The organism is Paenibacillus sp. FSL L8-0708, assembly GCF_038009325.1.
Lineage (GTDB): Bacteria > Bacillota > Bacilli > Paenibacillales > Paenibacillaceae > Paenibacillus_AQ > Paenibacillus_AQ odorifer.
Map to the genome: position 1 here is coordinate 3,017,031 of NZ_JBBPBC010000001.1, position 13,187 is coordinate 3,030,217.

Consider the following 13,187-nt stretch of genomic DNA (forward strand, 5'->3'; position numbering starts at 1 on the left):
AGGTTCCGTTAAATCGCGTGATAGAGGGTGAAACTTATGAAATGGAAAAATTTAAGGGTTACAGTCTTAGTGGGTATCACATTAGTCTCACTTGGTTTTAATGGATATTCTTTTTATAACAAGCCACCAAAAGAGACTAACCCAACTACCAAGGAGCTAGTTCAAACTATGGGTGTGATTTCAATCCAATCTAACTCTGAGAGCGGAGTGCAGGGTGAGAGTGTGGAGGAACTGAAAAAAATTATTTATAAGTTACCGCAAGTGGAGAAAAAATTAGCTTTTATAAAGGGCGTTATCACAGAAGGGAATACGGTTTATCTGGATCTGGATGAGGTGGAATGGTTCGGTGGAGCGGCGGCAGAAATTGCAGCTAAAGAAGATGGTGTAATAGAACCCGAATCATTGCCTAATGGATTCTATATCCGAAATGCAAGCGAAGAAATCAAGCGGTTTAAGCTGGAGACTGATGTAACTATAGCTGAACTAAACGGGGCGAGACATCAGCAAGGGGACTATACGAGTTTTATTAGCGAAGAGCTAATGGATAGATTATTCCATCTGACATTTGTAGAAGGTAAGGTTGTTTTGCTAGAAGAGCAGTACAGACCTTAGTGAAGGAGAACAACTAGAAAGGGCCAGTGGAGAAAAGAAATCGGCAGGATGCTCTACAACATGCAGAAAAGGTAATGAAGAGTAGAAGAGCTTACGGTTTGTTTATGCTTACATACACTTAAGATTATGATGAATTTTATTTTTATGGGAAAAATGGCTCTGTGCCCGTAGCTGTCATACCTGATGTATTTGGGTCGGGTGCGGATGGGGATACTGTAAGAAGAAAAATTTTTCGTTGATCTAGTTAATAGGCGGAAGATATGTTTAAATGGGAAAGTATAGTATTTTTTAAATAATAGGATTGAAGAAAGAGAGGCTAATTCATGTCGATTGCGACTACAATGATTATCAGGCTCGAAATTCGGAAATCGGTTGCATCTTTTGGCGATGTTGCTTCAGGAATTGCCGCAGCTGGCGGAGATATTGTTGCTATTGACGTGATACGTGCAGGGAAGGATGTCACTACCCGAGATATAACAGTGAATGTGCAAGACGCAGCTAATGGAGATATTATCTCAATATTATCGAAGATGCCGGGAATTAAAATAATCAACGTGTCGGATCGGACCTTTCTGGCTCATCTTGGCGGAAAAATTGAAATCACACCTAAAATGCCGATTAAAAATCGGGAAGATTTATCCTTAGTGTATACGCCGGGGGTAGCCCGGGTATGTACGGCGATTGCCGAAGATCCCAGAAAAGCTTATTCTCTGACGATGAAAAGAAATACAGTTGCAGTCGTTTCGGACGGCACTGCTGTGCTTGGACTAGGGGATATCGGGCCGGAAGCCGCTATGCCTGTCATGGAAGGTAAGGCGATGCTGTTTAAGCAATTGGCGAACATTGATGCTTTTCCGCTGTGCTTAAATACCAAAGATCCGGATGAAATTATCAATATCGTAAAAGCAGTTTCTCCTGGCTTTGGAGGGATAAACTTAGAGGATATAAGTTCGCCACGCTGCTTTGAAATCGAACGCCGGCTTGCGGAAGAACTGGACATTCCGGTATTTCATGATGATCAGCATGGAACATCCGTGGTGGCTTTTGCAGGACTTTTGAATGCGCTTAAAGTTGTAAATAAATCTATTGAAAATGCACGGATTGTTGTTGTGGGTATTGGGGCGGCTGGGGTGTCCATATGTAATCTGCTGCTGGCAGCGGGTGCGCGTTATATTTATGCGGTTGATCGTGAAGGCGTTCTCAGAAAAGATCTCCAGTATGATAATCCGGAATGGCAGAAGCTTGCTGCCGCAACCAATCCTGAGGGAATTGAGGGTGGAATAACGGAGGTTATACGAGGGGCAGATGTCTTTATTGGGGTGTCCCGTGGGGGAATTCTAACCGTGGATCATCTCAAAAGCATGGCCAGTGATAACATCGTTTTTGCGATGGCTAATCCTACACCGGAGATTGAACCGGATTTGGCAGAACCTTTTGTTCGCGTTCTAGCGACAGGCAGAAGTGATTATCCGAACCAGATCAACAATGTGTTATGTTTTCCGGGTATTTTCCGTGGCGCACTTGATTGCCGGGCTAGAACTGTGAATCTGGAAATGAAGCTGGCTGCGGCAAAAGCCATTGCATCAGTCGTTCATCCGGATGAACTCAATGAGCAATATATCATCCCGAGTATTTTTAACGAAAAAGTAGTTGAGCAGGTGCGCCTGGCAGTAATCCAAGCGGCTATATCCACGGATGCAGCACGCCGGATTCCTAAAGACGTAGCAGCTATAACGGAATAAGATTTATACGATAAATGGACTGCTTTGCTTACTTAGAGAGCAGTCTATTTGTTTTTATACTTGGAGGAAAATTGCCCGAATTGCAACTTTAAATCCACTTAAAGGTGAGGGAAGGTATGAGAAGAATTCATATTATGGGAGCCTCAGGCGTAGGAACGAGTACATTAGGTTACGAATTAGCTAAAGTGTTGCCACATGTCCAGTTAGACAGTGACGACTATTTTTGGGAGCATAAATTCACTAAGCAGCGTGAGGTCAATGCGCGATTAGCGAAACTTACAAGCGATTTGACCCATAAGGAGCCTTGGATTTTAAGCGGTGCGGTATGTGGCTGGGGAGATGGCCTTCGACCATTATTCGATTTGGTTATTTTTCTAGGACTTCCACCGGAAATTCGTTTAGATAGATTAAGAGCCAGAGAGTACGAGAGATATGGTGATCATATTTTGCCTGGAGGAAGTAAATACGAAGCATATCAGACCTTTATGGAGTGGGCGGCATTATATGATGTTGCTGGAGTTGAAGTCAGGAGCAAAGTGCTGCATGAGGAATGGATGTCCGCACTGGAATGTCCTATTTTACGAATAGAGGAAGATTTATCGGTTGGAGAGCGCGTTGAGATCGTGCTGAGATATTTACAAATGGTATAGGAGGAACTTTTGGTCGGCGGAATTTATTCAACAGGATACAGAAGAATTCAGCAATAATGTTGAGGGAGTCAAAGGTGAGTTGAAGTCCGTACATTCTGGGATTGGTGCGTTTGAGCGAGAGGATTCTATCATCAAAGTGGTAGTAGAGTGGGATGGACAGAAAGACGAATTCGAGTTGAAGGAAGTTTGGAATTATGGGCATTACTCTTTATGAAGGTATTAATACAGCAGTTGGTCCAAAGAGGTTATAATGGAAAGCGAATATCTCATCCACGGAATGGCGGACTGTATGTGTATGAGCAGGGCTGTTAATTTAAAAGAAAGCAGGATGAACAATCATGGTTGTTATTAAAGAAATAGAAATGGAATCTCTTCCTGAACTGGGGAATTTATATCAAGAGCTGATGAATAAACCGTCTGACCTTAATAGGCTTGAAGAAGTATTTAAAGGGGTCAAGGCGGATAACCGCTACATCCTGTTGGGTGCTTTTGTAGAAGGAGAGTTACTAGGGTCTTTGATGGGGATCGTGTGTCAGGACTTAGTGGGGGACTGCAAACCGTTTATGGTGATTGAGAATGTGGTGGTTTCAGCGCGGGCACGCCGTCAAGGCGTTGGCAAAAAACTTATGAACGCCATTGAACAAGCGGCCCGGGAAAGAGACTGCTATTATATCATTTTAGTCTCCGGTGAGCAGCGGAAGGAAGCGCATGTGTTCTATGAATCGTTAGGTTATAGAGATGAAAAGGTGGAGGGATACCGAAAACATTTAAGCTCCCATTAAAAAGTACACAACTTTCTAGGAGGTTTTTAACCTGCAAACATTTTTTCAATATAACTGGATGGTCCGTGAACAATGGTATGAGTGGTGTGGAGATATTTCTGAGGAGGAGTTGCTCGCAACACGTATAGGTGGTGTAGGCAGTATTCTTAAGACGCTTTTTCACATTGTTGATGTGGAGTGGAGCTGGATTCAAGTATTGCAAGGAAAGCCGGATTTCCAAGAGGATTTTGAGCGGTACAAGACTTTGCAGCAAGTACGAGAATTGGATGCAAAATTCCACACAGAGGTGGAACCCTTTGTAACGGCTTGGCATGAGGGGCTGGAGCAGAGGATTTTTGAGGATCATCTTCCGGATGGCAGGATCGTGACTGATGCCTGGGGTGAGGTAATGCGCCATGTGATTGCTCATGAGATTCATCATGTCGGGCAATTATCGGTCTGGGCTAGAGAGATCGGAAAACCGCCGGTTTCAGCTAATCTGATTGGCAGAGGGCTGATAAACAGCCTACCTGGCAAAGCATAGACAAGCTATTCAGCGTATATTCAGATTCATATTTTACAATCTCCTTGAACTGCGAAAACATAAATCTGTACTTCAGGAGGATTACACATGGTGAAGAAGAAAAATTTGCTGAGAAAGTTCATGGCAGCTACACTAAGTCTTGCTATCGTCTCAACGGCGTTTGGTGTTGCTGGAAACACGCCCGTAGTTAGTGCGGCGGATGCAGGTGTAACGAAAGCGTATGAATCCCTGTTCGCGGGTGACAGAATCATTGATGTTAAAGTAACGATTGATGATGCGGATTGGAAAAGTATATTAGCAAGTCCCCTCGAAAAAGAATACAAAAAAGTTAAGGTTGAAGTTGACGGGAATGTTGTTGAAAATGTTGGATTTTCTACTAAAGGGAATCTGACGTTAAAATCGGTAGCCAGTATGACAGACTCGGATAGATACAGCTTCCGGCTGAAATTTGATAAATATGATAAGAAGCAAACGTTACTTGGTCTTGATAAAATGGTACTGAACAACAATTACTCAGACCCTTCGTATATTCGTGAATATTTACATTACGAAGCGCTTCGTTCTGTAGGTGTGGATGCACCTTTGACTGTGTTCACCAACCTGTATATCAACGGAGAATTATATGGTTTTTATGTAGGTGTGGAAGCGATAGATGATAGCTATCTAGAACGTACCTATGGAGAAAATTATGACGATGGTGTTCTGTATGATACAGAAGAAAAAAGTTATCTGCAGTACAAAGAAGGCAGTGACTACGAAACAATAACTTATGATACAGGTAAGGAAGATGATAAAGCTTCGTTGAAGAACTTCATCAAGGTGCTGGATGAGATGCCTGCCGGTGAGAAGGGTTCTATTGAAAGTGTGCTAGATGTGGATTCGGCACTGAAGTATATTGCCGCTAATGCTGTATTGGGTAATTATGACAGCTATAACGGGGATAAAGGTCATAATTATATGTTGTACGGGGATGCATCCGGTAAATTTAGTGTACTTCCATGGGATATGAACATGTCCTTTAACGGGTATTCTGGTGGCGGAGGCGGCAGAACAGGTACAACAGACACAACAGCTGCTGCGGGCACAACTTCTACATCGGCAACAACCCTTGCAGCCAATACCAACGCAGTAACTGCATCAATTGATAATCCAACGCTTGGGATAAGTTTAGATCAGGTCCCAATGATTGCTAATCTGTTGGAAGTGCCTGAATATAAGACTAAATACCTGAAATATGTATCTGAGCTGGTTGATTATTTGGAAGGAATTCAGAGCAGAATTACTGAATTGGCTACCTTGATCAAACCTTACGTTCAAGCAGACCCAACCAAATTTTATACCATGGAACAATTTGAAAGTAATGTTACTTACTCAGCAACAGGTGAAATGGGTGGTAGTGGAGGAATGACTCCGCCAGCTGGGATGGAAGGCATGACTCCTCCTGAAGGGATGGAGAGTATGACACCACCGGATGGAACGACACCGCCAGCACGTCCTGATAATACAGCGACTGCGACTGATGGCAATCCTACACCTCCAACAGGTAACGCTGGAGGCGGGGGACAAGGTATGGGGACAATGGCAGCAGGTTCGATTATGACCTTTGCGCTGAACAGACTTGCTAATCTGCAAGGCCAGCTAGGACTTAACGTCACACCTCTACCCTCTGTAACTACAACGCCATCAACAACGAATCCGAACACGACGGGCACTAAGGGAATATCCGTACTTTTAAACGGAACAGCGGTCAGCTTTGCAGATCAGCTTCCTGTGAATAAGGATGGCCGGGTGCTGGTGCCAGTGAATGCAATCTTTAATGCTCTGGGTGCTACAGTAACCATGGATCAAACGACTAAGAAAATCACCGCAGTAAAAGACAATACAACGATCGTAATGGCCATTGGCAGCAAGACTGCTTACATCAATGGCAAAGCACTCACACTCGACGTTCCTCCGCAAATTATCGGAAACCGGACACTGGTTCCGGTAAGATTTATTTCCGAGGGATTGAACATGGATGTGAAGTGGGATGCAGGGACTTCTACAGTTACAGCTACGACTAAAACAGCAGCTTTATAATTAGCTTTATCGCAAATGCGGAAATCCGGGGCAAGCTCTGGATTTCCGCATTTTTTACTTCAAGCAGATCAATTCGTGCTGCTAGAGAGCAGTGGCGGAAACCAGACATGACGAAGATCAACCCAACCCTGGCTATTGAAGCTAACTCCACGGACAGAAGGGAGATAAGCAGTCTGAGTAGGTTTTTCATACAAAATATGTAGGTGGTGCTCTTCAATCAGACGGTTCTCGATGATACTGAAACTTTCCGCTCGGGCCACCGGATTAGGTTCGCGCGCGATGGTATATAACCAGCCTTCAATATCCGCTCTAGTATGCGGTTCAATATGCTTAGAGAGTGTGAGGTATAGATCAAACAAACGAAGTTGTTCATCCTCGTCACGGAATAATGAGAAAACAATCAGGTCTGATTCCAGCCGAATCGGACCTTTAAATTCCTCTGGAGACACGGAAATGACATTGCATTTATAACCTTGTTGCTCTAGTCTAGTGGCAATAAAATCAGCATCGCCAGCATATTGTGGAATCGTAGAGATTTGCAACGTGATTTCTTGATCTATTATCGCTTCTTGCTCGATGGACGCTGAATCGTCTTTTAAACAGGAGACTATTTTTGCCCGAAGCAGGGGATCGCTTAGCGGTCCCTTTTTTTGCGTATTGCAGGTGACGAATTTCCGAATGGAAGACTCCGAATGAATTCGGCTCCAGGTCGAAGAACTGGCGGATGAGGGATTCTGAATCACGTGAAAAGCAGAACCCGTATCAGAGGATGACGTTTCGGTATCCCACGGGACATAAAGGATTTCAACCCGATCTAAATGAGCCCGTCCTTGAAAATAATAAGGAAAAACCTCCAGCACACAAGTGTCCTCGGTCATATCCACAACCTTAAAGGGACCAGTCCCCACGGGTCTACGGCCAAAGCTCTGCTCATCCATTCCTTCTAAATCACGCGGTACAATTGCGGCTCTGCTCGTACACAAAAATGGCAGAAATAGTTCATTAGGCTGCTTAAGCGTAATTTGAACGGTAGATGGATTTAATGCGGTGACCCGCTGGATTTCTTTGAAAATATAGCTATAGAGTGTCCGTTTAGAGGTTTGCATCAACCGTCCCAGGGAATAGACTACATCCTTGGCTGTCAGCACTTTTCCATGATGGAATAACACCTCTTTGCGTAGAAAAAAAGTCCAGAGCGTCCGGCTCTCATCGACTTCCCAGGCGTGAGCCAGACAGGGAACAATTTTGTCCCGTTCACCACTTCGTTTCACTAACCCGTCGAAAACATGGCTGGAAACAAATGACTCTGCCAGCAGATTCATATAGAGCGGATCGAAGGTATGGAGCTGCTGGGTAATAGGCAGCCGGAGAGTATCAATTTGTTTGTCACTACGAATTTCAGAATGATGCCCAAAATAGGTCAGCAGCCAACCCTGCAGTGTATCCTGCAGTGAGGTGGAGCTGGCATGGGTTTTGATGCCTTCTATAGCGTTGTGGACATCTTTGCGGCTAATCGCCTGCATCATGGATTGAAGGGCTATTTCTTCGGAGGGAACAAGAAATTGCAGCAAAGAGCGGCTTCCCCGTCCACGCTTAGGCGTCCATTTGATCCATTCCTGCAACATCATTTTATTCACAATATGCATGGCATTGCGGTGTGTACAGCCGAAAATCAATGCCAACTCATCCATCGTCACTGAGATTTCTGTGGCTCCCCCAAAATGAGATTGCAGCTTTAAAAATTGGCTATGCAGCTTCATTGTTTTGGTTCCTTTCGGAAAATAGGAAATTATAAATAAATTCTTTCTCTTTTTTTTCTTATTTTATCACGTAAAATAAGGATGAGAAAGTAAGAAAATGGGGGTAATTACCATGACCGAGGAAATGGAAATGGAAACGGGAACGGGACTTAGGCTTAATCGATCGCTTGCTGCTTTGCTTGCCGCGTTCTTACTGGCAATAGTTCATCAGTATTTATTTTATGGAAAGCTGGCGGGCCTATCGTATCCAATCTTTGTATGTCTGTTCTATGCGTTCATGCTTTATTATGCCAAGGCTAAAATCCGCAAGCTTAACAAATTCAGTTACTTCTGGTTTGGAGCGATTTTTCTACTTTCATTAACCTATTTATTCTTACATAATTTTTTCTTCTTTGGGCTGAACCTGCTGGTGATCCCGGTGTTGATTTTATTACATATGACTTATTTGCTTAGTGATAAACGGCCGGCTTGGAGCCGGCTTGGATTAGTGGGGAACACGCTGGAGCATGTGCTTCCACAGAATTTCCGCCATTGGAGCACTGTGTTTACGATCATTAAAAGGTCTGGCGGCAGTAAAATGAAGGACGAGCGTAAGCAGGTCATGGGGAAAGTGCTGATAGGACTTGCGATCTCTTTTCCAATATTGCTGGTTGTGGTGACTCTGCTGTCCTCAGCGGACGGAGTGTTTCATCATGTACTGCTGGCGCTGCCGAATGTGCTGGATCGGATTTCATTTGGGGAAGGTTTTGTGCGGGTGCTGTGGATTATCCTGTTGGGCATGGGCTTGTTCGGCTTAGTGTGGGGGTATGTGGATTCGAAAATCTATGACTGGAATATGCAGCCTAAGGAATATGGTCCAGTGCTGGCGCCTGTAAGCTTTAAAATGGATCCGATAATTATGACGACGATTCTTATAGCCATTAACACGGTATATGTATTGTTTGTTTTCGTACAGTTTTCTTACTTGTTTGGAGCATGGGAAGGGATTTTACCAGAGGGCAGCTCATATGCTGATTACGCACGTAGTGGATTTTTTGAGCTGATTATGGTGGCTGCGATTAATTTCGTGATTTTGCTGCTGGCTTTGGTATCGGAAGGAAAAAGAAGTGGGGGGCTGCAAAAATTCATTAATGTCCTGCTCTACATTCTGGTTGGTTGCTCGACAGTTATGTTATATTCCGCCTATACCCGTCTGACTCTATATGAAGAGGTGTACGGCTATACCACGACTCGGTTTTTAGTGCATGCATTTATGATATTTATGGGCTTATTGTTGGTGGTTGCAGCCTTACGGATAGCTGTTCAGCGTGTGCCATTGGCGAAATGTTATATTGTGCTGGGCTTGATCTCCTACGTCGTCATGAACTATATCGGGATGGATGTTATTATCGCTAATAAAAATATGGATCGCTATGCGGCAAGTGGTAAATTGGACGCCAATTATTTGGTCCGTTTATCTCCGGAGGTCATCCCTTCTCTGATAAGGTTTAGTGAACAGGAAGATGGGATGCTGGATGATTTTTTAAAGAATGAATGGAGAGAACTCAATAAGCGTGAGCAGGCATGGCAGTCGTTTAATTTCCCGCAATATCTGGCGCAGCGTGAGCTGGCTGAATATTTTGCACAGTAAAGGTAAGAAGAAGGTGTGAGGTCAGTGAGGAAGAAGCCATTTAAAAGAGGCTGGTCATTTATCATTATTTTTATTACGGTAGGTTTAAGTTACGGGATCTATCATATCTATTTATACAATGCGCCCAAACAAAATCATTACTCGCGTGTTTCCAGCACCCATCTTGAACAGGAAAGTCTGGGCGGCATTCAGCTGCTTCAAAGCCTTGATTCAATCGCTAGGGAACCTAAGCCAAATAATGATATAGAGCGGTATCAGTATTATGATCTGGGTCACGAGACAACAATAGCCACAGCACGTGGTGATGATAAGATCATTCTAATCAGCGTCTATTCCGATCATACGATGAGTACGGCAAGAGATATTCATATTGGAGCTTCAGCAGACGAAGTGATCAAGGCTTATGGCACTTCTTATTATAAAAGAGGGGAGCAAGGGGCTGAGATTATCGGATACGTGGATAAAATCAACCATCGGAGTATTGAATTTTGGCTGCAGGATCAGAAGGTAGATATGATTCGTTATTGTGTGGATTCTGTTGTAATGTAAAGTGTCATAGGAAAACCTTATTAAAAAGGACATATGTCCTTTTTTTGTGGGGTATTCTAAATTACACTGGAGCAAACAATAGAGGGGGCACTACATGCAGACGATAAATGACCGTGAGGCTGTCCGTGCCTTGGCAGTGAAGAACGGTCTGGACGGAATATTTAGCCCGCTGGTAACGCATAAAATGGAGTTGAGACGTTACGCGGATGAAGAAAAGCTGTGTCTGGTTGGCGATCAATTGGATGGGATGTTCATATTGGTTGAGGGCAAGCTCAAAATTCAGACCTTGCTGCCAAATGGCAAATCTATGCTGGTGCGGTTTACAAATCCGATATCTGTGATTGGGGATGTAGAGCTCCTTCACCGGTTCCCTGTTAAGAACCAAGTGGAGTCTGTGGGTGAGAGCTTGATTCTTTTTGCAGGGAGAAGACTACTCCTGAGAGAGCTTGAGGAAAATACAGCGTTGTTACGTTTTCTCGTCGGAGAACTTAGTCACAAATTGCATACGCTCGGTCAAGCCTCCGCACTTAACCTGTTGTATCCTGTGGAGAATCGATTTGCCAGTTATTTAATGTCTTTGTTCGCAGATAAAAATGGTGACCGGCGGGTGGAGGAGATTCGGACCTCAAGTCTTATTGAGACAGCAGAATTGCTTGGCACAAGCTATCGGCATCTTAATCGAATCGTACGGCGTTTTATTGATGAAGGAATCATTACACGAAATCGTGGACGCTTAAGTGTACTGGATGAATCGAAGCTGGCAGAGCTGGCTAACGGAAATTTATACGAATAAAAAGATCTCAAGAGACTATTAGTTCCTGCCTCGGCCGGAAATAGGGGTCTTTTTGTTTTTTTAAGCAAACATTCAGTTCAAATTCAGAGAGGCTTAAGGGAGAGCTAGTAGGATAAAAGTACCAAATAGATCTACATACATATAGAGATGAGGAAAACCGATGGTGAAAAGTATCCGTGGGAAAATAGTCTTAGGATTTACTGCTGTGATTATAGTCTTTCTAGTGGCGATAGCCGGAAACACATTGTTTCAGGGGAAGGTTACCCAATTGACAGATCAGGTTAATCGTAACTGGGACAAGCTGTCACTTGTTCAACGCTTAACGGATAAGATTCGTACCGCAGATGAGCTGGGTGCTCGTTATGTGATGAGCAACACAGATGATGAGCGGAATTCATATCTGGCGCAGTATGAAGAAATGCTCCCATTGATTGAAAATGCTATTACAGAGCTGGAGAATGCCCGGTTAAGTGAAGCTGAGTTAAAGGGTGTAACTGAGCTGAAGAGCAAATGGAATGATTATTTGATCGTTCTGAAGGAAGCTTTTGCCTTAGCTAAGGAAGGAAATTTCCCGGAAGCACAGAAGAAATTCACGGACCTGTCATTAGACGCTATGATTGAATCTCAGATTGTGTTTCAGAACATGCTCATGGAGGAAATAGAGAATGGACAAAGCCTGGCAAATTCGCATCGTAATAACGCTTTGATTACTAGCTTTGGTGTGACCGGATTGTCGGTAGTGCTCGCGGTGGTCCTTGCGCTGCTAATTTCTGGACGGATTATTAAACCGCTTCGTGATGTGAACACTCAGTTGAAGGAAATTGCAGATGGGGATGCCGATCTTACGCGCAAGTTAAGTGTTCGTTCTAAAGATGAGATTGGTGAACTGGCGTTTAACTTTAATAAAATGACAGATAATCTGGGCACGATGATTGAACAGGTGAAGTTATCAGCAAATAGTCTCGCGAGTTCCTCTACAAAGCTTAGGTCAGATAGTGGAGTGACGGCAGGCGCCACAGAACGAATATCGGATATTATGGGTGAAGTCGCTTCCGGAACAGCCAGACAGATGAATGATTTGCAGACCAATACAATTACAATCTCAGAAATATCACTAGGAATCGGTCAAATTGCTGCCAGTGTCCAGGACATCTCGGAAGCCTCCCATCGCTCTGCGGCATTTGCCATTACAGGAGATGAATCCCTTCAGGCCGCTGGGCAGCAAATGGAATCTGTTAATCACTCCATACAATCTTTATCACAGCAGGTCCAAGGTTTTGTGAATCGATCTCAGGAGATTGGCAGTATTGTAGGAGTCATAAAAGGAATCGCTTCGCAGACGAATATGCTGGCCCTAAATGCGACGATTGAGGCAGCTCGTGCTGGTGAGCAAGGTAGAGGTTTTGCTGTGGTTGCCGATCAGGTCCGTAAGCTGGCAGAGCAGTCCGCGGAATCCGCCAATCAAATTGCAGAAATGGCGACTGGGATCCAAAGTGAAGCAGATGATGCCATGAAGGTGATGATGAGCAGCATGCGTGAAGTAAAGGGAGGTACGGAGATTATCGAGGAAGCGGGACGTTCCTTCGGTGAGATTCGATTATCTATAGATTCACTTGCTGAACAGGTTCAGGAAGTATCTGGAGCCGTGGAGGAGATTACGGCGGCTGCGGATGAGATTGTAGAGTCAATTCGTAACGTTACGCAAATCTCGGAAACAACCGCTGCGAGTACTCAGCATGTGTCAGCAGCCTCACAAGAGCAAATGGCTTCGGTCGAACAAATTGCATCCTCTGCAAGTGAATTAAGTACAATGGCGCATGGACTGCAAGGGTTGGTAGCTAGATTTAATGTATAACATGAAGCGTCGGAGAGTTAAGGGGCAATATAGTCCCCTTGGCCTCTCCGGGGCTTTTTTTGTTGAACGTAATATCCCACATACAAAGCATAGAAATCGCCATCGACGGCCATCTACCTATAACTTATATTATTAGCGTTATTAGTTAGCTTGTATCCGTAATCCATCATTTCAAATGTAGGAGGCGAATGTCTATAAAACTACTGTTTTGA

General features: G+C 44.0%; 12 protein-coding genes. 11 read left to right on the forward strand and 1 reads right to left on the reverse strand.

Going from position 1 to position 13,187, the window contains the following annotated elements; translation table 11 throughout:
* The first annotated feature begins 36 nt into the window (after positions 1-36).
* The 7 genes from NYE58_RS14205 to NYE58_RS14235 all read left to right on the forward strand — a co-directional run bounded on the left by NYE58_RS14205 (position 37) and on the right by NYE58_RS14235 (position 6,388).
* Positions 37-612: a hypothetical protein gene (locus NYE58_RS14205; protein ID WP_076219443.1), complete on the forward strand. Its 576-nt coding sequence runs from the start codon at positions 37-39 to the stop codon at positions 610-612.
* Between the two features lie 323 nt (positions 613-935).
* The gene (locus NYE58_RS14210; RefSeq protein ID WP_076130640.1) at positions 936-2,354 is read left to right on the forward strand and encodes an NAD-dependent malic enzyme; all 1,419 of its coding nucleotides are present in this window, start codon (positions 936-938) and stop codon (positions 2,352-2,354) included.
* Positions 2,355-2,470: 116 nt separating this feature from the next.
* On the forward strand, positions 2,471-3,004 hold the full coding sequence (locus NYE58_RS14215; RefSeq protein WP_076219442.1) for an AAA family ATPase: 534 nt from the start codon (positions 2,471-2,473) through the stop codon (positions 3,002-3,004).
* A 79-nt stretch (positions 3,005-3,083) separates the two neighbouring features.
* Complete coding sequence (locus NYE58_RS14220) at positions 3,084-3,218, forward strand: hypothetical protein (RefSeq protein ID WP_256715869.1); 135 nt, start codon at positions 3,084-3,086, stop codon at positions 3,216-3,218.
* Between the two features lie 124 nt (positions 3,219-3,342).
* Positions 3,343-3,786: a GNAT family N-acetyltransferase gene (locus NYE58_RS14225; RefSeq protein WP_076219441.1), complete on the forward strand. Its 444-nt coding sequence runs from the start codon at positions 3,343-3,345 to the stop codon at positions 3,784-3,786.
* 31 nt (positions 3,787-3,817) lie between these two features.
* Positions 3,818-4,309, forward strand: coding sequence for a DinB family protein (locus NYE58_RS14230; protein ID WP_341004264.1), 492 nt, complete (start codon positions 3,818-3,820; stop codon positions 4,307-4,309).
* An 87-nt stretch (positions 4,310-4,396) separates the two neighbouring features.
* Positions 4,397-6,388 carry a CotH kinase family protein gene (locus NYE58_RS14235; protein ID WP_341002153.1) on the forward strand — a complete coding sequence of 664 codons (1,992 nt, stop codon included), beginning with the start codon at positions 4,397-4,399 and terminating at the stop codon, positions 6,386-6,388.
* A gap of 68 nt (positions 6,389-6,456) precedes the next feature.
* Here NYE58_RS14235 and NYE58_RS14240 read toward each other — a convergent pair whose 3' ends face one another.
* Positions 6,457-8,148: an ABC transporter substrate-binding protein gene (locus tag NYE58_RS14240; RefSeq protein ID WP_341002154.1), complete on the reverse strand. Its 1,692-nt coding sequence runs from the start codon at positions 8,146-8,148 to the stop codon at positions 6,457-6,459.
* 112 nt (positions 8,149-8,260) lie between these two features.
* On the opposite strand from NYE58_RS14240, the gene NYE58_RS14245 reads away from it, so the two are divergent.
* From NYE58_RS14245 to NYE58_RS14260, 4 genes are all read left to right on the forward strand, one after another.
* Positions 8,261-9,778, forward strand: a complete 1,518-nt coding sequence (locus NYE58_RS14245; RefSeq protein ID WP_341002156.1) for a DUF4153 domain-containing protein — start codon at positions 8,261-8,263, stop codon at positions 9,776-9,778.
* Between the two features lie 24 nt (positions 9,779-9,802).
* The gene (locus tag NYE58_RS14250; RefSeq protein WP_076130648.1) at positions 9,803-10,327 is read left to right on the forward strand and encodes a hypothetical protein; all 525 of its coding nucleotides are present in this window, start codon (positions 9,803-9,805) and stop codon (positions 10,325-10,327) included.
* Between the two features lie 94 nt (positions 10,328-10,421).
* Positions 10,422-11,120, forward strand: coding sequence for a Crp/Fnr family transcriptional regulator (locus NYE58_RS14255; RefSeq protein WP_036683474.1), 699 nt, complete (start codon positions 10,422-10,424; stop codon positions 11,118-11,120).
* 160 nt (positions 11,121-11,280) lie between these two features.
* Positions 11,281-12,975, forward strand: a complete 1,695-nt coding sequence (locus tag NYE58_RS14260; RefSeq protein ID WP_341002157.1) for a methyl-accepting chemotaxis protein — start codon at positions 11,281-11,283, stop codon at positions 12,973-12,975.
* The last annotated feature ends 212 nt before the right edge of the window (positions 12,976-13,187 follow it).

Coding starts and splice junctions, on each gene's coding strand:
- NYE58_RS14205 (WP_076219443.1), top strand. CDS start 37: ATGAAATGGAAAAATTTAAGGGTTACAGTCTTAGTGGGTATCACATTA.
- NYE58_RS14210 (WP_076130640.1), top strand. CDS start 936: ATGTCGATTGCGACTACAATGATTATCAGGCTCGAAATTCGGAAATCG.
- NYE58_RS14215 (WP_076219442.1), top strand. CDS start 2,471: ATGAGAAGAATTCATATTATGGGAGCCTCAGGCGTAGGAACGAGTACA.
- NYE58_RS14225 (WP_076219441.1), top strand. CDS start 3,343: ATGGTTGTTATTAAAGAAATAGAAATGGAATCTCTTCCTGAACTGGGG.
- NYE58_RS14235 (WP_341002153.1), top strand. CDS start 4,397: ATGGTGAAGAAGAAAAATTTGCTGAGAAAGTTCATGGCAGCTACACTA.
- NYE58_RS14240 (WP_341002154.1), bottom strand. CDS start 8,148: ATGAAGCTGCATAGCCAATTTTTAAAGCTGCAATCTCATTTTGGGGGA.
- NYE58_RS14245 (WP_341002156.1), top strand. CDS start 8,261: ATGACCGAGGAAATGGAAATGGAAACGGGAACGGGACTTAGGCTTAAT.
- NYE58_RS14255 (WP_036683474.1), top strand. CDS start 10,422: ATGCAGACGATAAATGACCGTGAGGCTGTCCGTGCCTTGGCAGTGAAG.
- NYE58_RS14260 (WP_341002157.1), top strand. CDS start 11,281: ATGGTGAAAAGTATCCGTGGGAAAATAGTCTTAGGATTTACTGCTGTG.